This window comes from Bacillus sp. FDAARGOS_1420 (assembly GCF_019344915.1).
Classification (GTDB): Bacteria; Bacillota; Bacilli; order Bacillales; family Bacillaceae_G; genus Bacillus_A; species Bacillus_A mycoides.
Map to the genome: position 1 here is coordinate 71,496 of NZ_JAHWJB010000001.1, position 20,483 is coordinate 91,978.

Below are 20,483 nucleotides of genomic sequence, written 5' to 3' on the forward strand. Positions count from 1 at the left end.
AACGGAAGTTTTAATATACTTTTTCATAATGATAGTAAGATTTCTTGAAAATCATCAACAGCTTGAGCCTGATGCAATTTTTCTATTATAGTTTGATTAGACATAATATCATATAAAAAATCATAAAGCTTTTGTAAATCTTCATTATTATTGCGCTTCACACTAAATAAAATAATAACTTGTACTTTTTTATCTCCCCAGTCAATCGCCTTATCGAGTGTACAAAACATCAAAAATGTTTTCTCACTTAATAACTGCATCGGATGCGGAATTGCCACTAAATTTCCAACCGCTGTAGGAGATGTGTTCTCTCTCTCCATAACAGAAGCATAAAAGTTTGCGGGTACATAGTTTTTCTCAGCAGCTTTCTCACATAAAAACTGGATAACCTCTTCTTTTGTAGAAGCACTACGATTTAAGAAGATCAAATCTTCCTTAATATATTGCTGCACACTACTATTTACATGCGTAAATAACTGCTGACCAATCGATTTAATCTCTTTATCATCAAATATTGAGTTTACCTTTATAACTGGCACAGGCAAACCACTCGGTATATGAATCGTACTAATAATACAATCTATTTTATCCTTATAAAGTTCTTCTATCTTCAATTGATAATAGCCTGTAATCCCTACAATCTCTAATTTATCTCGAAACTGTGATAGAATTTTATATTTCAGTAGCTGTGCACTCCCTTGACCAGTCGCACAAACTAATAAACATCTTTTCTTTTGATTCTTTTCTTGCAAACGACTCATCGCTCCGCCGAAGTGAATGGCAATATAACCAATCTCACTCTCTGGAATGGATTCACCCGTATATTCACCAATTATATCTCCAACGAGAACTGCAATTTCAAAAGCATATGGATAATTTTTTTTCACTTCTGCCAAAAGAGGATTTCTCGTATTTAACTTATATCTCAAACGATTTAATAACGTTTTTAAATGAACACCAAAACCAAATAATAATTCTTCATCATAATAAAAAGTAAGATTCCGTTCTTCCGCTACTTTGAAAAGAATATGCTGCATGAATGCATATACGTCTTTCCCTAATAGCTCTTCCACATTTTCATAGCGATCTCTTGCTGTAACAGCAGTACTTAATAAATGCATCGTCACATATAAAATTTCTTCTTCTGGAAATTGAAGTTTTAGCTCTTCCCCTAAATTCCCTAAAATCTGTTTCGCAATTTTATATTCTTTCTTTATTATAAGTTCAGATTCCTCTACATGCAGTGCTTGAATGTAATGATCATCCCTGCATCTCTTTAAAGCAATCGCAATATGAATTGATAAATTATCAATTTCTATATCTGATAAATATATCGTTCCTCCCTCGATATACTTTAATATAACTGAGCGGATGAGAGAAATATGGGGTAACGATAAATATGTGTCCGTCTGCTCATAGTTCTCATGAAACGGAGTATGGTCATAACGCGGCAAACCATATTGTGATAAACAAGAACGAATATTAAATTCTTCTCCTACAATACGTATACCATAATATGGTCTTTTTTCAATTTGTAACTCATAGCGACTACAAATATCTGTAACATCTTTCATAATTAAGTTTACAGTAGATTTACTCACATAAATCTCTTCCGCTAGCTGTGAAAGCTTCACATACCCATCTGTCGTTAAAATACGGTGTAAAATATAAGCTACTCTTTCTTCATAAGAAGTTGGAATCTTTTCTGTCTGTTTTTGAAATACATTTACGCAAAAATCTTCAAACTTCTTAGTTTGTATAATTTCTAGTTCGTACCCATTCCCTCTTTGTGATTCAATTTTCGCTCCGTGTTCTTCCAATATATCATTTAATAATTTTATATCCTTTTGAATCGTCTTCGTTGATACGTGTAAACGGCTCGCTAAAAAAGCTCGATTTAGCATCGATTTCTCTTCTAAAAACTCCTCTAAAATGGAAATTAATCGCTGATGCACTTTTGTCATAGCTCTTCCTCTCGCTCTTTATATAAAAGGGAAAAAGCCACTGAAATCAGTAGTTTTTTCCCTTTTATCCCGCGTTCATTATTTCTTTAGCGTAAATCCAAACTTATCCCAAGCTTGTAAATAATCTAATAAGAAGATTTCTTCCTCTATAATTCGGCCAACTACATTTGTTTTTCCTGTATTCACCATATCTTTTAAAGCAATTTGCAATTCACCTTTATATTGGCCATATTGCTCATTATCAATTAAAAGATCGCCACGCTTAATTTCACGCGTATTATGCGGTTTAAACTCTTCCTTTTTATATTTCACACGACTTTGTGTAGAACGAATCATATATTCAGATACATCCCCGCGATAAAAATGAGGTTCTTCTAATACGATAATTCTTTCTAAATCTGTTGTTGTATCGTATAGTTCTATATCAAATGTTTGTTTCTCTTTATTTAACGCACCTAGTGCTTGTAATTCTTCTTCTGAAGCATAAGCATTCGCAATAATAACATCATCAATTAATTCTGTTGCAAACAAATGCTTCGCCTGTGTTGTCATCGGTAATTCGCGATGCTGCTCTAACGTACATAACCCTTCTGTTACTGGCCAAGGTCCGTATGTTGCATCAAATGATGAAATAAAAGCAGCCGTTCTCATACCGTAATCTTTAAATTGTTTCGAGCATTTAATGAAATGATCGTATGATAATCCTGAATAACGATGTGGATAAAAATTATGGCAACCAATTAAATTTTCACGATTTGGTCTATGGCTCATAATGTTATCTACATATTTCGTACCGTTACTCATATTAATTTCAATTTTTAAGCCGTATGGATTGTAAGTCATAATCGATTCTTCTAAACCAGAGAATCCAACATCTAAACGGATACCGTACGCTCCTAACTCATGGAAGAACGATAAATCATTATATGAAATACCTAATTGTGTAAAGACAGACGGACTAATATCAACTAATACTTGGAACCCTAATGCATTTGCATGAGAGATCGTTTCTTTAAACTCTTCTATAATTGTCTCTTTCTCGCCATCTACAGATAATAAACATGTGAATACACGTGTAAATCCGTATTTACTCGCTAATGTTACATACTCTTTATCTTTCTCTACTGTCGAATGCTCTGGATAAATAGAAATACCTAATCGTCTCATATGTACACGCCTCTTTCTTCATCATATTGTAAACCTTTTCAAATATATGTAGCGAAAAAGTATGTATCCCCTTTTCTTCCACTACAATTTGAATCCGCTTTCTTTAAAGAAAAAACAATTTCTATCATTCATAACAACTACAAGTCTATACATCTATACTTTACATCTTTTTTTCATAGTTGTGTAGCATTTACACAAATTTGTCAGTTTTCCAACTTAAAATTGTTATCCGCTTTCAAGACACCTTCCTTGACTGTTACATTGACCAATACATATACTCGAAAGAACAGAGATAAAGTGAAACTTTAATCAGTGGGGGTTTTGTTCATCCCCCACTGATTATTAGCCTTCACCAATCGGGCGTTTACGGGCAGCAGGGCTCCCGCCTAACTTCTTTGCTCCAGCCGGATTTTGAGGTGGGAGTTTTACTGCCCACAAATAGCAGGAAAAAATTTATATAGGGGATGAATATATGGGAGAGGCAGTACTCGTAAAACGAGAACCGTTATGGACAAAAGAGTTTATTGCGCTAATTCTAGCAAACTTATGTATGTTTTTAGGATTTCAAATGTTAATTCCAACTTTACCTGTTTATGTGAAAGAAATTGGGGGCACAAGTTCAAATATCGGATTCGTTGTCGGCATGTTTACCGTTGCAGCACTTTTTATTAGGCCGCTAACTGGAAATGCCTTGCAGAAATTCAACAAAAAAATCATTTTAATGATTGGTACCGCTATTTGTTTACTCGCTATGGGCAGTTATCTTTTCGCTTCAACCGTTTTTCTATTGCTTGCCGTTCGAATTTTACACGGAGCTGGTTTTGGTATTACAACGACTACATACGGAACTGTCGTTTCAGATTTAATTCCGCAAGCTCGCCGCGGAGAAGGCATGGGATACTTCGGTCTTTCTGGAACTATCGCCATGGCGCTCGGTCCGCTTATCGGACTTTGGCTTATGCAAGCATATAACTTCACGATTCTTTTTTTATGCGCACTTTCATGCACAATAGTTTCATTAATATTAACGAAACTACTTCAAATCAAAAAATCGCCGCAACCACCACAGCAAACATCTGGTACCTTTCTCGATGGATTTATTGAGCGTAAAGCTTTACTTCCTTCACTATTAATATTATGTATTACATTAATGTACGGGGGAATTGGGAGCTTTATCACATTATTTGCTACAGAAGTCGGGATTGCTGATATTAGTCTCTTCTTTTTATTTAACGCACTTGCAATCGCTGTAACTCGTCCGTTTTCTGGAAGATTATATGATACGAAAGGCCATACATTCGTCATCATTCCAGGAGTTATTATTACGTTTACAGGTATTATCTTGCTGTCATATACAACTACAATTCCGAGCTTAATTATTGCCGCAGCGTGCTACGGAAGTGGTTTCGGAGCAATTCAACCAGCACTACAAGCATGGATGATTGACCGAGTAGCACCGCACCGGAGAGGAGTAGCAACAGCAACATTCTTCTCAGCATTTGATCTTGGAATTGGTGCTGGAGCGATTATTTTTGGATTCATTGCACACTTTACCAACTATGCAACTGTATATCGATATTCCTCTCTATTACTTATCGCTTTTCTTTTCATTTACATCACAAGCTTACGGAAGCAAAAACAGGGGGATAAAACAAAAGAAAAAGCCGTTGGGTAATGCTAATTGGTTCTTTTTCGAAGTACTTAGACCAAAAAATCATGTATACACATTGAAAAAAGTAGTGGATTCCTAAAAAAATCACACTGCTTTTTTCATTTAATATATTCATTTCAAACCTCCCCATTTCCCCTACATATTTTTCTAACTTTAATCAAAAAATATACAAAGAACCATTATTATAAATAAGGTGACACTTTACTTAGCGCATCCAATTTGGATAGTTTACCTCTCCTATTTTTACTATCCGCAAATAGTGTGATAAATGTGACTTCTTTACAAACCGATCAGATATATCATCTAAAAAACCAATTAAATCCAGGTGTTTCTTTAAAGATTTGTAAACTTTTTATCCCTTTGTAAATTTAGTGTAAATTTTACTGATAAACCGTTTACAGTGCCTCAAGGTTTAGTTAATAATTACATCGTACATGAAATTTAAGGAGTGGAATGCGTGGAATACAATATTCAAGATATGATCTTCCAGTTCATTGGTGGATTAGGTATTTTCTTATTCGGGATTAAATACATGGGCGATGGACTGCAACAAGCAGCTGGAGATCGTCTTCGCGATATTCTAGATCGTTTTACAACAAACCCTCTCATGGGCGTACTAGCAGGTATGTTAGTTACAGTATTAATTCAATCAAGCTCAGGAACAACCGCTTTAACAGTCGGACTTGTAAGTGCTGGATTTATGACATTAAGACAAGCAATTGGTGTTATTATGGGTGCGAACATCGGTACGACAGTTACTGCATTTATTATCGGGATTAAAATCGGAGAATACGCTCTCCCAATTATGGCAGTTGGAGCGATTTTACTATTCTTCTTTAAAAATAAAAAAGTACATTCTGTAGGTCAAGTTGTATTCGGTTTTGGTATGTTATTCTTCGGTTTAGAATTAATGAGCGCAGGTATGAAACCTCTTCGTTCTTTAGAGTCATTCCAAGAGTTAATGGTTAGCATGAGTGATAATCCAATTTTAGGAATTATTGTCGGTACAGTGTTCACTTTAATTGTACAAAGCTCAAGCGCAACAATCGGTATTTTACAAGAACTATTCGGCCAGGGTGCTATTGATTTACAAGCTGCTCTTCCTGTATTATTCGGTGATAACATCGGTACAACGATTACAGCCGTATTAGCAGCAATCGGTACTTCAATTGCAGCAAGACGTGCAGCATTAGTTCACGTTATCTTTAATATTATCGGTACCATTATCTTTACGATTATATTAATACCATTTACAAGTTTAATTCAATATTTCCAAACGTCATTAAATTTAAATCCAGAAATGACAATTGCATTTGCACATGGAACATTTAACGTAACGAATACAATCATTCAGTTCCCATTCATTGCATTATTAGCCTGGATTGTAACAAAAATTATTCGTGGTGAAGATGCATCTATTAACTTCAAACCGCAACATTTAAATCCAATCTTTATTGAGCAATCTCCAGCTATCGCTTTAACAGAAGCTCAAAAAGAAATCATTCGTATGGCTGAGTTTTCATTACATGGATTAAAAGAAGCAAACCAATTTTTAAATACACAAGATAAAAAACATGCTGACATGGCTACTCAATTAGAAGGAGCTATTAATAATTTAGATAAAAAAATTATTGAGTATTTAGTTTTACTATCAGAAAAACCACTTTCACCAACAGACTCTGAGAAACATTCAGTTTTAGCAGGTGTTGTTGGAGATATTGAACGTGTCGGTGATCATGTAGAAAACCTGGTAGAACTTGTAGATTTCCAAATTTCAAACCGCGTTTCACTATCAGATGAAGCACTAGCTGAATTAAATGAAATGCTTGAATTAACAATTTCAACATTACAAGATGCAATCAATGCTTTAACAAACTTTGACACTGAACTAGCTCAAACTGTTATTGCAAAAGAACGTAAAATTGACCAAATGGAACGTGTTTTACGTAAACGCCATGTGTTACGTCTGAACGAACGTAGCTGTTCAGGTGATGCAAGCATCATCTACGTTGATATGGTAAGTAACTTAGAGCGTATCGGTGATCACGCTGTAAATATCGCTGATGGTGTTTTAGGTGAACAAGGAAAAGTAAATTTAAAACAATCATTATAATAGGAAAGAGACGCTAATTTAAGCGTCTCTTTTTTCATTTCATCTTTACAACCGTCCTTCCTTTTAACTTTCCTTGCAGTATAAGTGCAAACTTCTCATCTAATTCTTTTAATGTACATTCTTCTGTATAAGATAATAGCTCTGAATTTTTCCACTCACCTGCTAGCAATGCCCACACGTCTCTTCTCACATCTACTGGACATTGAACTGAATCTATTCCTAAAAGGCTAATCCCTCGTAATATGAATGGGTATACAGTTGTATTTAATTCATGCCCTGCTACATTACCACACGTTGTTACACAGCCTCCATACTTAACTACCTTTAAAGAACTTTCTAACATGTTCCCGCCTACAGTATCGACAACCCCAGCGTATATTCCTTTAAGCATCGGTCTTCCTGATTCATCACTCAACTCCGCGCGATGAATCATCTTTTTTGCACCTAAACGTAGCAGCATCTGTTCCTCTTCCTTTTTCCCAGTTGATCCTACTACGTTATATCCTAGCTTCGCTAAAATGCTCACTGCTACACTGCCTACTCCGCCCGTAGCACCCGTTACTAAAACATCTCCCATACTAGGCGTAATTCCCGCTCTAATGAGCTTATATACCGATAAGGCAGCTGTAAAACCGGCTGTCCCGTACATCATACTTTCCTTCAAAGACATTTCTTTTGGTAAAGGCACAACCCAAGATGATGGCACGCGAATATATTCTCCGAAACCACCAGAAGTATTCATACCTAAATCATATCCAGTTACAATAACTTGATCGCCTTCCTGAAAGGCGTTATTTTCACTACTAACTACCTCTCCCGCTGCATCGATACCTGGTGTATGAGGGTATGTTCTCGTTACACCTTTATTACCAGTAGCTGAAAGGGCATCTTTATAATTTAATGAAGAATAATGAACACGTATTACTACGTCTCCTTCAGGTAAACTATTTACTTCTCTCTCAACAAAGGTTCTTTCAAATTGATTATTTTCCTTTTCTTTCACGACCATTGCTCGGAATGATGTATGATTCATTACGCTCTCTCCTTCATCCGTAAAATCTTTCTTTATTATATAAGAAGTACATATACAGCTAATCACATCTTCTTGGCTATATTTCAACAAATCTTACTTCTCTATCACTTTCTCACATTACATATTTTCATTTCTACTAAAACACATTATACTTGTTCTACATCTTTAAAATAAAATATAGAAAATCTAACTTTTTATAAATAAATTGAATTTTTACGAAATGTAAATGATTTGTAATGTTTTTTTTCGCTAAATTTCATTATAATAAGTGGATATGAGTGTCGTATTTCAATCCAAATGAAGGAGTACAAGAAATGGAGCAAAACCCATCTTTACAAGAAAATACACGAAGTAAACCGAAAAATAGTAAGAAAAAAGCAAAAATTATTATAAGCGTTATTCTATTAGTTTTAATAATAGGTGGCGGTTATACATGGTTTTTAGTAAATAAAGCATCTTCTGCTGTTCGAAACGCCGCTCACGATTTAGCACGCGGTGATAAGTCTGATTTACGCGCTAAAGCTGTAAAACCTATTACAAATAACGTCTCTGTCTTAATAATGGGCGTTGATGAAAGCGATGTCCGCGGAAAAGAATATGGTGAAGCTATAAGAACGGATGCACTATTACTTGCAACGTTTAATAAAGATAGCAAAACTGTAAAGCTATTAAGTATTCCACGTGACACATATACTTATATTCCAGTAGAAAAGAAAAAAGATAAAATTACACACGCTCATGCATTCGGTGCTACCAAAAACGGAAAAGATGGTGGACCACAAGCTAGTATTGATGCAGTTGAAAAATTAATGAATGTTCCCGTCGATTACTTTGTAAAATTCAACTTTAAATCATTCATGAAAATCGTTGATGATTTAGGCGGCATTGAAGTTGACGTACCAGTTGAGTTTACTGAACAAGATAGTAATGATAACGCCGATGCAATTCACCTAAAAAAAGGTGTTCAAAAATTAAATAGTGAAGAAGCTCTTGCTCTTGCCAGAACAAGGCACATTGATAGTGATGCAATGCGTGGACAACGTCAGCAACTTGTTATTGAAGCAATTTTAAAGAAACTAACAAGCGCTGGGTCTGTAACAAAAGTCGGAAACATCATTGATGATATTAACGGACAATTCGTTACAAACTTAACATTCGATGACATGCTTTCATTCTATAAATATGGATCGGATTCGGAAATTGAGAAATTACAACTTCAAGGTGAAGATTGTTACATGGCAAAAGGTGATGATACATGTAGTAAGTCAGCTGGTGGTGGCCGAACTTACTACTACAATCCAGATAAAAAAGAATTAGCTAATGTTACAAACGAACTTCGTAGTCACCTTGGACTACCTGCCTATACAAAATCTGATTCTGATTCGAAAAAAACAAGCTCAGAGAAAACAAAAGAATCTACGTCTGAAAATACGAGTGAACGCGAATCAAGTAACGATAAAACTCAAAATAAGAATAACAGTGAAGATACAGAAACATCGTCTAATAACAATGAATAAAGTGAAGCAGTGCTCTATGGAGGTAGAGCACTGCTTCTTTTTAATGCTCTCAAAACAAAAAAATCAGAACTTTCCAACTATCTTTTTTAATATTTTTAAATTATAATAAATAATAGTAATCTATTCCAATTATCAGGGGGCTCACACATATGAAAGCTGCAGTAAAACATAACATTTCAGATTTTAAAGAGTACTTAAAATCAAACGATATATACATGGAAGAAAATATAGATGAAAATGATGGTTCGGTACATTTTTCAGTAGGATTAGAAACAGAAGCTGGCGCAAAAATTCAACTTATCGCTGCTTTCCAAAGCGAACATCCTGCTGTGGATATATACTGCTTCAATGTTGCTCTTGTACCTGATTCAACATCAACAAATGATATTTTACATGTCATCAATGAATTAAACACATCTTATCGATTTGCAAAATTCACGCTAAACAAACAAAATGCAATTGATATTTCAACATCTCTTGCATTCTCAGAACCAAACTTTAATCCCGCACTTGTCTTTGAACATACGAGAATGCTATATAAACTGGCAAACGATGAATATAAGAACTTAATGAAAGTTATTTGGGCATAAAATAAAAGGATGGGCTGCAAGCAGCACCATCCTTTTACTTCAATATCATATCGATCCACATCTTTATCGCAGTTCCTACAATTAAAATAGACAATACGTATTGCAAAACTTTTTGATTCACTCTCTTCCCTACTCTCACTCCAAGAGGAGCGGCAAATAAACTTGCTATCGCAACGATAAGAGCCGGAATAACAACTATTTGTCCAGTAATCACTTTCCCAGTAGTAATTCCTATCGAGGAAATAAAAGTAATAGCGATAGATGTTGCTATTGTTGTACGTATCGGTAGTTTTAAAACAACTAGCATAATCGGTACTAAAAGAAATGCACCACCAGCCCCAATAATGCCGGAAACACTTCCTACAATAAACGCTAGTAAACTAGCGAGCCACTTATTGTACATAATTCCCTCTGATCCCTTACGATCGCTTCGCTTCGGTATAAACATCATAATAGCCGCGATAGTAGCTAATATTGTATAAACAACATTTACAGCATGCTCATTTAATAGATTCGCACTAAAGCTACCTACAAAGCTTCCTATTAATATACTAGCTCCCATATACACAACTAAAGTTTTATCCATATCGTTACTTTTCCTATACGCCCACGCGCCTGCAAAAGTTGCAAAGAATACTTGAATCGCTGTAATACCACTCACTTCATGTGATGTATATCCAGCAAATCCTAGCAATACCGGAATGTATAAGATCATCGGATAATTAATAATTGCACCGCCAATTCCAACCATTCCTGATATAAACGATCCTATAAACCCAATTATAAAAAGTAATACGACTAAGCTCATCTTACATCCCCTCCCTTCTAAAAAGAAGGTGAATTAAATGAATAAGTTTACATTCCCATCCGAAGCATCTGCTAAATAAGCTCCTACTCCTGCAAACTCTATCCCATCCATAATCTCTTCCTCTTTTAACCCTAATAAATCTACTGTCATTTGACAAGCTACAAGTTTAATTCCCTGTCCTTTCGCCAAATCGATTAAATCTGGTAAAGGCATCGCATTATGTTTTTTCATAATACCTTTAATCATTTTTGGCCCCATACCAGCAAAATTCATTTTTGATAATCCCATCTTATCAGCGCCGCGCGGCATCATTTTTCCAAACACTTTCTCTATAAATGTTTTCTTTACTTTCACATGCTCATCTTTCCTAAGAGCATTTAAACCCCAGAAAGTATGAAAAATAGTCACTTCATGATCGTACGCCGCTGAACCATTTGCAATAATATAAGCAGCCATTGCTTTATCATAATCTCCGCTAAATAAAACGATTGTTGTTTTCTTCTGTTGTTCCATGTTGTTCTCCTCCTAATTACCTATAGGGGTATTTTAAAATTTGTAAAAAGGCTCAAATTATCTAGCTACACCTAATGCTACTTTTCCCCTTACAAAACGTTCATACCGCCTGAAACATTTATAATGCGCTGAAATCCTAATTTCTTTAATACTTTTGCTGCTTGCTTACTTCTCATCCCACTCTGACAAATAACAATTACTTCCTTATTTTTATCTAACTGATTTACTTTACTAGCTAACTCATTTAGTGGGATATTCTGAAATCCTTTCATATGATTTCCTCTATATTCTCCAACTGTACGAACATCGATAAATTGTTTTCCCTTTTTCCCCAATATACTCTTTAATTCTTTTCCATTTATATTTTGAACACCTTTCACCGGTAAAAAACGTGAAATAACAAGCCATGCAGCAATTACAATGAAGAGCGTACTTAATATTGTATTCATATAAACAACCTCTCCGCCTTTACAAAACTAGTTCTTCACTACGCCTTCTTAATCCAAAACTTCAGCACATCGTCTTCTATATTATGCTTTACTATTTCATGACCGCCTGTTTTTGACCATGCTGGAATATCTTTTACTGATCCTTTATCCGTTACATGTACTTCTAACACTTCTCCAGATTGTAAAGCATCCATCGCTCTCTTCGTTCTTACAATCGGCATTGGACATGCTAAACCTTTCGCATCTAATACTTGTTTTACATTCATCATCTATTCCTCCAGTTTGTTATTTTATAATGAATCATGAACTGCACAACGATTTGGGCCAATCTCCATTTCACGCTCTTCTTCCACACTCGGATAAATCTTACCCATATTCGTTTGACGAATTTCTTCATAAGCATTCGGCTGAGGCGGTAAGTTCTCTGTCACAGTTTTACGAAACTCTCCCTCATCAACAATATTTAACCCTACATTCTCCTTAAATAAATCTTGTAAATGCGCACTCACAATGCCTCTGTCGTCCATTTCACTTATTTTTGAATAATGAGCTGGTAAAACAATTAAATCTTGAGACAGTTCCTTATAACGTGTATATAAAGTATTTCGTAAATCGCCCACCCAGTCTTCCGCCTTCCCAGCAAGATCTGGACGCCCGATTGAATCTACAAATAAAATATCACCTGATAATAAATAAGTCTCATCGATAATAAATGATGTACTTCCAATCGTATGCCCTGGTGAGTATAGTGCATCAATATTAATTAGGGTACCCCCTACCGTAATAACAGTACCTTCTATTAGCGGTTCGTAAGAGAAAACAACTTCCCCCGCATCTTTTGGAGGTAACCAATACGTACCGCCTACTTTTTCAGCTAATTTACGGCCACCTGAAATATGATCTGCATGTAGATGTGTATCCATTACGTTAGTAATAGTAGCTCCGTGCTCTTTTGCAAAATCTACGTACGCCTCAATCGTTCTCACCGCATCAATGACTGCTGCTTCACCATTTGAAACAACCATATAAGATAAGCAGCCTTTTCCAAGACGGTTAAATTGATATATACTTCCTCCGCCCTGTACATCTCCTACTTTTAACGGCTTTACATATTCACTCCAAGCTTTCATCCCACCAGCTAAATAATAAACATCATTGAATCCGGCATCTAACAATTGCTCTGCGACAAACTGAGAAGAGCCCTCTTTCGCACATACGACTAAAATTTCTTTCTCCCTCGGCAATTCATCTACAATATGATCTACACCATCTAATAAGTCAAAATACGGTTTATTTATAGAAGTGATTTGTTTCCCTTCAATTTTCCAATCTTCATAATCCGTCTCGTTACGAACATCTAAAATAAACAACTCTCCTAATAAAACTTTCTCGGCGACATCTTTTACTTGTAACATCTTAACGTTCATTTAAGTACCCCCGTAGGTATATTTTTGTTTAAAAAAATTATTTCTCCACATTTCCTTGCCACTCTAACATACCTGGAATGACATTTTTCACATTTGAATAACCTTTCTCTTTCAACATTTGGCACGCTATATCACTACGGTTACCAGTTCGGCAAACAACATAAATTGGTTTCGCACTGTCTAACATAGCACTATCTAATTCACCTAATGGAACCGAAATAGCAGATGGAATATGACCAAAGGAAAATTCCGCTTCTTCACGAACATCTAATACAGTACACTCTTCACCACTTAATAATAGATCTTGCAATTCCGCATTCGTAATTGTATGAGGATACTTCACAACTTCATTTACTTCATGTTCGTGTGCTTTTCTTACATAATGCTTTAATATATCTCCCTCTTGTTTCGTTCCAATATATTGATGCCCTACTTTATTTGACCAACTTTGAATATCTAGCGTAGAACCTTTATCTGTCGCCTCTATTTCAATAACTTGCCCTGATGCCAACCCTTCCATCTCCTTTTTTGTCTTCACAATTGGCATCGGGCAAGCCAAGCCTTTACAGTCTAAATTCATATCAACTTTTATACTCATAATCATTTCCTCCCTAGTTATTATACATATACCTGTAGGGGTATAATAAAATGTTTTTGAAAATCTGTCAACACATACGTTTGACAGATTATCTGCTTTTTACAAGTAATTGAACAGCTTCTTTAATTAACTCTTCATTTGAGCCATTACCTGTCTCAAACTGCTCACGTAAACATTGCTCTAAATTTGTTCCAACAACGAGTCCAATTGTACGATCAAGTGCAGAACGGGATGCAGTTAACTGTGTAATAACATCTCGGCAATCTTTTCCCTCTTCCATCATGCGAAGCACACCACGAACTTGACCTTCAATACGTTTCAATCTATTTTTCATATCTTGATTATATTCCACTGTAGACCACCTCCGTAATTATAACTATATTATACATTACTTTGTAACTTTGTATAATATCATATACCCTTAAGGGTATATTGTAAAGCTTTTAATTTTAAGCCTATAATACTTTCTAATCATATAAAATAGACCGAATCAACCATATGATGGGTTTCGGTCTATTCTCATTAATTTACGTTAATCGTTATTAATTCAGCTACATTTCTATCATTAATCACAATCGCTTTTTTCTCATTATTCGGCAGTAAAATTATATACTTCCCTTTTCTTGGAGTCTTCCAAATGAATTTTCCTTCTTGATTAGTTTTCCCTATCGAAATTACGATTTCTTTGCTAGGCCCAGGTGATTCATCTTTTATAAGCATAATTTCAAAATCTTTCATTGGTTGTTTCTCTTTATTGTGAACATAGAAAGTTATAGGATTACCAACCTTGCTAGCATTTCTCTCATCATTTGCTATACAATTAGACATCAAGATTATGACCAATATACAAAACAAAATCCCAATAGACTTACTATATTTATTCAGACCATTTTTTAATATTATTAAAAACATCGTCCAGCTGTAAGCACTGTATCTTTATTAATTAGTGCTCCTGTACACCCATAAATTTCTCCATTAGTATACTGAGTTGCTACATGGACTATAGCGCTATACGGATATGAAGTTGTATCATTGACCCTCATTCGATCATTTATTCCTATAACAGAATAGGTAAGAATATTAGATGAATAATTTAACTTAGTGTTTTCCAATAAATATCCCCCAATCTTCCCTACCATGTTTACGCCCTTCAAACGAAGGCGAAATAAGATCTTCTCCTCTTAGATCATTACTATACAAAGATTGTTCTTGAAAAAGTGCTCTTTCTCCCTCATTCGAAACTGATGTCCAAGGTACATCTTCTGCATATACCTTCTGATTCATCACAAATACTATTCCAAAAAAGACAAGTAGAACACCAAGACCACAAAGAAACAACCTACCTCTTATAGAAATAAAGCTATACAATATAACTTACCTCCTAATATAAAATGATAGTAAATAATTGAGGATCCCTTTATAAATTCTAATTTTTCTTTTCTTAGAAGTCAATGTAATTAATAATGATTATCATTATTAATTACATTGACTTAACAAAACGATAAAATTATTTACATTCTTTACTTTGAGTTAAAGAAACTTAGTTCTTCCAAGGATTCGGCTGTAAAGAAAAGGAGTTAGGTGGGAGATCAACTTCCCGTAAATGCCCAATTGGTGATGGTTAATAATCAGCGGGGATAATATGACTAATGTAATAAATCTACTACAAACAATTCATTTCATCTACGAATGAATTAATCCATCGTTCCATTGTCATACTTCCTATAACCTCTTTGTAAAACTATAATCCATTTCTCCACCTAACGCTTTAGGTGTATCACCAGTTTCTCTAAAATCATGTGTATAAATTTGTTCAAATGAACCGAAATCTACTTGCTTATAAAATTCGAAACAAGGGAATCCATCATGTTCTCCTTGAATATCGATACTACCATCCTTGTTCACACATACAGTTAATAAATAGTCCACAGGAGGGGCATACACATTTAACGGATTACTAGCGCTTGCACTCATTTTGAATTGCACACCATCAGAATTCCATGAAATATCCGTACACACAATATTTTCAGTACTCGCTTTTCCTGTTCTTTTATTCACAGAACCATCTGGATTTGTGACCTTCTCTGTCGTAATACCCGTGTTTGCATATGAAAACACTTCTTCTTTATAAAAGTCCACTACTACCTCTTGCTCAACTCTAGAGCGCATAGTATTTACCGCATGTGGTGTAAATTCACGTGAATCACCTTCAAACTGGATTACTTTCCCTGTTTGTGCATCCTTCCGCGGTTCTGTCCAAGACATTGGAATAAATACACTGGCTCTTATTTTAACGATATTCGTCATAAGAAACACCCCTATAATTCTAATTTTATATACTGCATGCTATTGAATAAAATAGACCACAATTTCAATCCTAGAACCAATAGCTTTCTCTTTTACGTTTGCTACTTCCTTCTAAAAAATAGCGCTATATTTATATCTAGATTTTCGTTTTAAAGCTATATTCCATTTCTCCAGCTAGTGCTGCTGGGGTATCATCCGTTTTTCTGAAATCATGTGTATATATTAATTCAAATGAACCAAAGTCGATTTGTTTATAAAATTCATAGCAAGGAAAACCATCATGTAAACCTTCAACATGCACAGTACCACTTTCATTAACTCGTATAGTCAAAAAATAATCAGCTGCAGGTGCTGCCGCGTTTAACGGATTACTTGCACTTGCTCTCATTTCAAATGAAACTTCATCTTCACTCCATACAATATTTGTACATGCAATGTTTTCTGTACTTGTTTCTCCTTTTTGATACTCAATTGAGTCATCTGGATTTGTAATTTTCACAGTAACGATACAAGCATCTGCATATGTGAAAATTTCTCTTTTATAAAAATCAACAACCACTTCTTGTTCTAATCTTGAACGCTTTGTGTTCACAGCGTATGGTGTAAATTCACGTGCATCTCCGGCATATTCAAACACTCTTCCCGTCGCAGGATCCTGAATAGGTTTCAGCAAAGCATACGGTGCAAATACACTCCCTCTAATTTTAACGATATTAACCATGTGAAACCTCCATAATTCATTGATTTTATTTAGATAAATCATTATTTGTTCTATTACTATTATATAGTCAATTTGATTGACTATATAATAGTAATAGAACAATAGATTCTACTTATAGTCAATTCAATTGACTATAAGCAAGGAGGTTATATACATGACTCATCAAACACTTAACGAACTAGATCTTACTTCACTTTTATCACTATCCTTCAGTACATTAATTACTGAACTACACGACAAATTAAGTGAATTGGGATTTGAAGATATTAGGCCCGCACACGGTTTTATGTTCAAACGTATCCTTCCTAATGGAGCAACCGGTATAGAACTAGCTGAATATTTAGGGGTTTCAAAACAAGCCATAAGTAAAATGGTAGATTCTCTTGAGAACAGTGGTTATGTCACGCGCCAAACGCATCCTACTGATAAAAGAGGTAAAATTATTGTTTTAACCGAGCGTGGTTTAGCAGTAATGAAAGCAAAAGAAGAAATAGTAGCTGAAATAGAACAACGATGGATTGCAAACATAGGTGCAGAACGAATGCAAATGCTTAAAGAGGATTTAACAACATTCGTTACTAAAGAAAATACAGGAAAATTATCATCGAGCATACGACCTGTTTGGTAAACAAAAACTCCATATAAAAAACGAATCCACTTTGATTATTCTTTTTCAAAATGGATTCGTTTTTTACAGCTTTATTAAAATCATTGATTCCTTTAAATTTTGTTTTAAATATATGGGATACCCATATTTTATACATTATATAATTCCGTAACTCTCTGCACGATCAACTCTGCCGTATTCGCCTCTGGCGGCATCAACAAATTTGTAACCGGCCCATACACAACAGGATTTAATTCCACCTCATACCCACCATATGCATACTCCTCTTTTGTCGGTAAGTAACCAATATATCCATTCGTATAGCCACCAAAGAAAGCTAGTTCATTTTGGACACTCTCTTTCATTTCTAAAGCGGTTTCTGAAAAAGGTTCCATCGGTATTCCAGAGAATATCCCATCATTAATTTGAAACAATTGAATTTCTAAATCAATACTTACTTGCTGAATGTTTCTCCTATGCTTTTCTAAAACGATAGTAAGCCATTCTTCAGTATTCACACCCCACTGCTTCTCAGCTAATTGGGCCATTCTTTTTATCTCTTCAATTTCTGGAATATCCTTTAATTTCATTTGCATCGTACTCGAAATAGTTCTTAGATTTACAATTGGGCTATATGTAACTGTTGGCAACATCGTTAATACATGTCCACTAAGTGTGTAAGCCATTTGCTTTACTGCTTCTCTTGAACCGCGATACTTCGCATTCACATTTCCAGTGGCACCTTGAACAATAATAACAGGACAGTTTACTATTTTCTCCAGAATCCCTCTCGTCATTCCAGGATAATCTGCTGATAATACATCGCTATCCCCTTTTAAAACATTCGGATGAGCAGTACAAAATACAATGACCCCAGCTAACTCCTTTGACTCAGCATTTCTCATTGCTAAAACACCAATTCGTTTATCTACAATACCCTCTATATTTATGCCCATCTTTGCTTTTCCATCAGGTGTCCTCTCTCTTCGGTTTACTCCAATATCACCTGTCGTAACATCCCACCCAACTTCACATGGCGTCATGTTGGTATTTGCAATAACAGCACCTTGCACTACATTATTTAGTAAAATCGTTTTATACGACTTTATTAAAGGATGATTACCAACCGTTTCCGGACCAGAGTGTGTATGTGTATAAACAACTGTTATTCGCTCAACTGGTATATGAAGCTCACTCGCTACTCGTTCACGAATAATATTCGTATCTTCTACTAACATCCCGATATTATCAATGCTTATAAACGCAGTCTTCATTTCATCTTTTTCAAACACAAAGACCGTCCCGTAAATACGCTCTTCAATATTATTAATTCCTGTATCTCTATGATATCCGATAAAATCAATACCTAAGGGTGGTGTAATATCCACCTTACATACCCCTACTTTGCTCATTTGAATCGCTCCATTTCTCTATGTAAATCCCTCTCTTCAAGAATAGCATATTTACCATTTTCAAAATAAAAAGAACGGACAAGAAATTCTATGTCCGTTCTTTTCATCACACATACTTCCGATGCACCATCTTCCCATCATAAGAAAATACAACACCCTTACTCTCCACCATCGACTCCATATGCACTGTTCTTCCCCATAGCTGATGAAGATACGGTAATACTTTTTCTAAGTATTTTAAATCTAACTCAATTCCTTCATAGCTATGTTTAATGTACAATTCCCCATTCTTTAAGTAGTCTCCATCTTCTACTACTAAGTACGGGAAACCTCCATTTGTGCGCATATTTACGAGTTGATCGCGTACATGTTCCCACTCTTTATCAATTACTTTATATTCTTTACCTTGGCGCTGGAATAAGTACATATCTTCTCTCATTACGAGTTCTTTATTTAAGTAGTTTCTTAGGAACGATACGTCCCATTCAATTTCTCGTACTTCAAACATTTTCTCACGACCAGAACCTGGCTTCACACCGCGCCGCTTCATTTCTTCTGTCGGGTTGTTATAGCGTTCTTCAATATCTTCAAACATTTTAATACCGAGGTAGTATGGATTAATGCTTGTTTTTGATGGCTGTACGACACCTGCATTTAATTTCGCAAATTCAATTGCTTCACCAGATGTTAAGTCCATTTCACGAAGTATACGTTGATGCCAGTACGAAGCCCAGCCTTCATTCATGATCTTCGTTTCAAGCTGTGGCCAGAAATATAACATTTCCTCGCGCATCATCGTTAATATGTCGCGCTGCCACTCTTCTAGCTCACGGCTGTATTCTTCAATAAAGAGTAGTAAATCTTTTTCTGGTTGCGGAGGGATTTTCTTCTTTTTATGCATATTAGGTCGTTCTCTCTTTTTGTTTCGATCATCTAAATTCCATAAATCATCGTACTGTGATATCTTTTTCTTTTCTACATCCTCTTCTAAATCTTCAATACTCCATGCAAGTTTCGGGCGCATAAGTGACGGGTCAATATGTTCTTGAATGGCAAGTACTGCATCCAAGAACGTTTCTACCTCTTCTTTTCCGTACTTATGCTCATATGCTTTTACACGTTCAGCTGTTGCTGACATGCTCTCCACCATATCACGTTTCGTATTAGAAAAACGAACATTATTTTTGAAGAAGTCACAGTGCGCTAAAACGTGCGCCACGATTAGTTTATTTTGAATTAAAGAATTCGTATCTAATAAAAAGGCGTAACATGGATCAGAGTTAATAACGAGTTCATAAATTTTACTAAGTCCTAAATCGTATTGTAATTTCATTCTGAAAAATTGCTTTCCAAAACTCCAATGTGAAAACCTCGTCGGCATCCCATATGCACCAAATGTATAAATAATTTCCGCTGGACATACTTCATAACGCATCGGATAAAAATCAAGCCCAAATCCAGTCGCAATTTCCGTAATTTCCGCAATCGCATATTGCAGCGCTTTATCTTCACTTGCTCTCATTATTTTCCCTCCTTACACTTTCCCTTAAGAAAGTGTATGATGAGGAACAAGCTTTCATGAGGA

Annotated in this window: 20 protein-coding genes and 1 pseudogene; 5 read left to right on the forward strand and 16 right to left on the reverse strand. The window is 35.3% G+C overall.

Annotated features, from left to right (window positions below; all coding sequences use genetic code 11):
- Positions 1-23: 23 nt before the first annotated feature.
- Together I6L50_RS00480 and I6L50_RS00485 are read right to left on the reverse strand one after the other, a co-directional pair.
- Positions 24-1,964, reverse strand: coding sequence for a BglG family transcription antiterminator (locus tag I6L50_RS00480; protein WP_219299951.1), 1,941 nt, complete (start codon positions 1,962-1,964; stop codon positions 24-26).
- Positions 1,965-2,042: 78 nt separating this feature from the next.
- Positions 2,043-3,131, reverse strand: coding sequence for a DUF871 domain-containing protein (locus tag I6L50_RS00485; protein ID WP_113936741.1), 1,089 nt, complete (start codon positions 3,129-3,131; stop codon positions 2,043-2,045).
- 472 nt (positions 3,132-3,603) lie between these two features.
- Here I6L50_RS00485 and I6L50_RS00490 point away from each other — a divergent pair, with 472 nt between their 5' ends.
- A complete protein-coding gene (locus I6L50_RS00490; RefSeq protein WP_002029919.1) occupies positions 3,604-4,806 on the forward strand; it encodes an MFS transporter in 1,203 nt (400 codons plus the stop codon).
- 454 nt (positions 4,807-5,260) lie between these two features.
- Entirely contained in the window at positions 5,261-6,916 is a 1,656-nt protein-coding gene (locus I6L50_RS00495) for a Na/Pi cotransporter family protein (protein ID WP_016093278.1), read from the forward strand.
- Between the two features lie 34 nt (positions 6,917-6,950).
- On the opposite strand, the gene I6L50_RS00500 is transcribed toward I6L50_RS00495, so the two are convergent.
- Positions 6,951-7,949 (reverse strand): YhdH/YhfP family quinone oxidoreductase, encoded by a 999-nt coding sequence (locus I6L50_RS00500; protein WP_219299953.1) that lies wholly within the window; start codon positions 7,947-7,949, stop codon positions 6,951-6,953.
- Between the two features lie 314 nt (positions 7,950-8,263).
- On the opposite strand from I6L50_RS00500, the gene I6L50_RS00505 reads away from it, so the two are divergent.
- A complete protein-coding gene (locus tag I6L50_RS00505) occupies positions 8,264-9,466 on the forward strand; it encodes an LCP family protein (RefSeq protein ID WP_219299955.1) in 1,203 nt (400 codons plus the stop codon).
- A gap of 149 nt (positions 9,467-9,615) precedes the next feature.
- Positions 9,616-10,056 carry a hypothetical protein gene (locus I6L50_RS00510; RefSeq protein ID WP_002029912.1) on the forward strand — a complete coding sequence of 147 codons (441 nt, stop codon included), beginning with the start codon at positions 9,616-9,618 and terminating at the stop codon, positions 10,054-10,056.
- A 34-nt stretch (positions 10,057-10,090) separates the two neighbouring features.
- Here the strand turns inward: I6L50_RS00510 and I6L50_RS00515 are convergent, their stop codons facing one another.
- The 11 genes and pseudogenes from I6L50_RS00515 to I6L50_RS00565 form a co-directional block, all read right to left on the reverse strand.
- On the reverse strand, positions 10,091-10,864 hold the full coding sequence (locus tag I6L50_RS00515) for a sulfite exporter TauE/SafE family protein (protein WP_219299957.1): 774 nt from the start codon (positions 10,862-10,864) through the stop codon (positions 10,091-10,093).
- A 33-nt stretch (positions 10,865-10,897) separates the two neighbouring features.
- The gene (locus tag I6L50_RS00520) at positions 10,898-11,377 is read right to left on the reverse strand and encodes a DsrE/DsrF/DrsH-like family protein (protein WP_219299959.1); all 480 of its coding nucleotides are present in this window, start codon (positions 11,375-11,377) and stop codon (positions 10,898-10,900) included.
- An 89-nt stretch (positions 11,378-11,466) separates the two neighbouring features.
- The gene (locus I6L50_RS00525; protein WP_113936744.1) at positions 11,467-11,826 is read right to left on the reverse strand and encodes a rhodanese-like domain-containing protein; all 360 of its coding nucleotides are present in this window, start codon (positions 11,824-11,826) and stop codon (positions 11,467-11,469) included.
- A 38-nt stretch (positions 11,827-11,864) separates the two neighbouring features.
- The gene (locus I6L50_RS00530; RefSeq protein WP_002134528.1) at positions 11,865-12,095 is read right to left on the reverse strand and encodes a sulfurtransferase TusA family protein; all 231 of its coding nucleotides are present in this window, start codon (positions 12,093-12,095) and stop codon (positions 11,865-11,867) included.
- Between the two features lie 21 nt (positions 12,096-12,116).
- On the reverse strand, positions 12,117-13,253 hold the full coding sequence (locus tag I6L50_RS00535) for an MBL fold metallo-hydrolase (RefSeq protein WP_215587306.1): 1,137 nt from the start codon (positions 13,251-13,253) through the stop codon (positions 12,117-12,119).
- A 37-nt stretch (positions 13,254-13,290) separates the two neighbouring features.
- The gene (locus I6L50_RS00540) at positions 13,291-13,851 is read right to left on the reverse strand and encodes a sulfurtransferase TusA family protein (protein ID WP_219299962.1); all 561 of its coding nucleotides are present in this window, start codon (positions 13,849-13,851) and stop codon (positions 13,291-13,293) included.
- A gap of 88 nt (positions 13,852-13,939) precedes the next feature.
- A complete protein-coding gene (locus I6L50_RS00545) occupies positions 13,940-14,203 on the reverse strand; it encodes a metal-sensitive transcriptional regulator (protein ID WP_000456201.1) in 264 nt (87 codons plus the stop codon).
- Positions 14,204-14,373: 170 nt separating this feature from the next.
- Positions 14,374-14,763 carry a DUF2606 family protein gene (locus I6L50_RS00550; RefSeq protein WP_242310274.1) on the reverse strand — a complete coding sequence of 130 codons (390 nt, stop codon included), beginning with the start codon at positions 14,761-14,763 and terminating at the stop codon, positions 14,374-14,376.
- Positions 14,760-15,222, reverse strand: a pseudogene (locus I6L50_RS00555) (DUF2606 family protein); the annotation flags it as partial. The gene I6L50_RS00550 and the pseudogene I6L50_RS00555, both read right to left, overlap by 4 nt.
- 351 nt (positions 15,223-15,573) lie before the next feature.
- On the reverse strand, positions 15,574-16,158 hold the full coding sequence (locus I6L50_RS00560; protein ID WP_219299964.1) for a DUF3238 domain-containing protein: 585 nt from the start codon (positions 16,156-16,158) through the stop codon (positions 15,574-15,576).
- 136 nt (positions 16,159-16,294) lie between these two features.
- A complete protein-coding gene (locus tag I6L50_RS00565; protein ID WP_219299966.1) occupies positions 16,295-16,879 on the reverse strand; it encodes a DUF3238 domain-containing protein in 585 nt (194 codons plus the stop codon).
- A gap of 154 nt (positions 16,880-17,033) precedes the next feature.
- Here I6L50_RS00565 and I6L50_RS00570 point away from each other — a divergent pair, with 154 nt between their 5' ends.
- Entirely contained in the window at positions 17,034-17,507 is a 474-nt protein-coding gene (locus I6L50_RS00570) for a MarR family winged helix-turn-helix transcriptional regulator (RefSeq protein WP_002087475.1), read from the forward strand.
- Between the two features lie 128 nt (positions 17,508-17,635).
- Here the strand turns inward: I6L50_RS00570 and I6L50_RS00575 are convergent, their stop codons facing one another.
- Both I6L50_RS00575 and spoVR read right to left on the reverse strand, forming a co-directional pair.
- Positions 17,636-18,898 (reverse strand): neutral/alkaline non-lysosomal ceramidase N-terminal domain-containing protein, encoded by a 1,263-nt coding sequence (locus tag I6L50_RS00575; RefSeq protein WP_219299968.1) that lies wholly within the window; start codon positions 18,896-18,898, stop codon positions 17,636-17,638.
- A gap of 106 nt (positions 18,899-19,004) precedes the next feature.
- Positions 19,005-20,420: a stage V sporulation protein SpoVR gene (gene spoVR / locus I6L50_RS00580; protein ID WP_113936751.1), complete on the reverse strand. Its 1,416-nt coding sequence runs from the start codon at positions 20,418-20,420 to the stop codon at positions 19,005-19,007.
- Positions 20,421-20,483 lie beyond the last annotated feature (63 nt).

Bases quoted from the DNA above. Each gene is read 5' to 3' on its own strand.
- I6L50_RS00480 (WP_219299951.1), bottom strand. From the start codon at position 1,964: ATGACAAAAGTGCATCAGCGATTAATTTCCATTTTAGAGGAGTTTTTA.
- I6L50_RS00485 (WP_113936741.1), bottom strand. From the start codon at position 3,131: ATGAGACGATTAGGTATTTCTATTTATCCAGAGCATTCGACAGTAGAG.
- I6L50_RS00490 (WP_002029919.1), top strand. From the start codon at position 3,604: ATGGGAGAGGCAGTACTCGTAAAACGAGAACCGTTATGGACAAAAGAG.
- I6L50_RS00500 (WP_219299953.1), bottom strand. From the start codon at position 7,949: ATGAATCATACATCATTCCGAGCAATGGTCGTGAAAGAAAAGGAAAAT.
- I6L50_RS00505 (WP_219299955.1), top strand. From the start codon at position 8,264: ATGGAGCAAAACCCATCTTTACAAGAAAATACACGAAGTAAACCGAAA.
- I6L50_RS00510 (WP_002029912.1), top strand. From the start codon at position 9,616: ATGAAAGCTGCAGTAAAACATAACATTTCAGATTTTAAAGAGTACTTA.
- I6L50_RS00515 (WP_219299957.1), bottom strand. From the start codon at position 10,864: ATGAGCTTAGTCGTATTACTTTTTATAATTGGGTTTATAGGATCGTTT.
- I6L50_RS00520 (WP_219299959.1), bottom strand. From the start codon at position 11,377: ATGGAACAACAGAAGAAAACAACAATCGTTTTATTTAGCGGAGATTAT.
- I6L50_RS00525 (WP_113936744.1), bottom strand. From the start codon at position 11,826: ATGAATACAATATTAAGTACGCTCTTCATTGTAATTGCTGCATGGCTT.
- I6L50_RS00530 (WP_002134528.1), bottom strand. From the start codon at position 12,095: ATGATGAATGTAAAACAAGTATTAGATGCGAAAGGTTTAGCATGTCCA.
- I6L50_RS00535 (WP_215587306.1), bottom strand. From the start codon at position 13,253: ATGAACGTTAAGATGTTACAAGTAAAAGATGTCGCCGAGAAAGTTTTA.
- I6L50_RS00540 (WP_219299962.1), bottom strand. From the start codon at position 13,851: ATGAGTATAAAAGTTGATATGAATTTAGACTGTAAAGGCTTGGCTTGC.
- I6L50_RS00550 (WP_242310274.1), bottom strand. From the start codon at position 14,763: ATGTTTTTAATAATATTAAAAAATGGTCTGAATAAATATAGTAAGTCT.
- I6L50_RS00560 (WP_219299964.1), bottom strand. From the start codon at position 16,158: ATGACGAATATCGTTAAAATAAGAGCCAGTGTATTTATTCCAATGTCT.
- I6L50_RS00565 (WP_219299966.1), bottom strand. From the start codon at position 16,879: ATGGTTAATATCGTTAAAATTAGAGGGAGTGTATTTGCACCGTATGCT.
- I6L50_RS00570 (WP_002087475.1), top strand. From the start codon at position 17,034: ATGACTCATCAAACACTTAACGAACTAGATCTTACTTCACTTTTATCA.
- I6L50_RS00575 (WP_219299968.1), bottom strand. From the start codon at position 18,898: ATGAGCAAAGTAGGGGTATGTAAGGTGGATATTACACCACCCTTAGGT.
- spoVR (WP_113936751.1), bottom strand. From the start codon at position 20,420: ATGAGAGCAAGTGAAGATAAAGCGCTGCAATATGCGATTGCGGAAATT.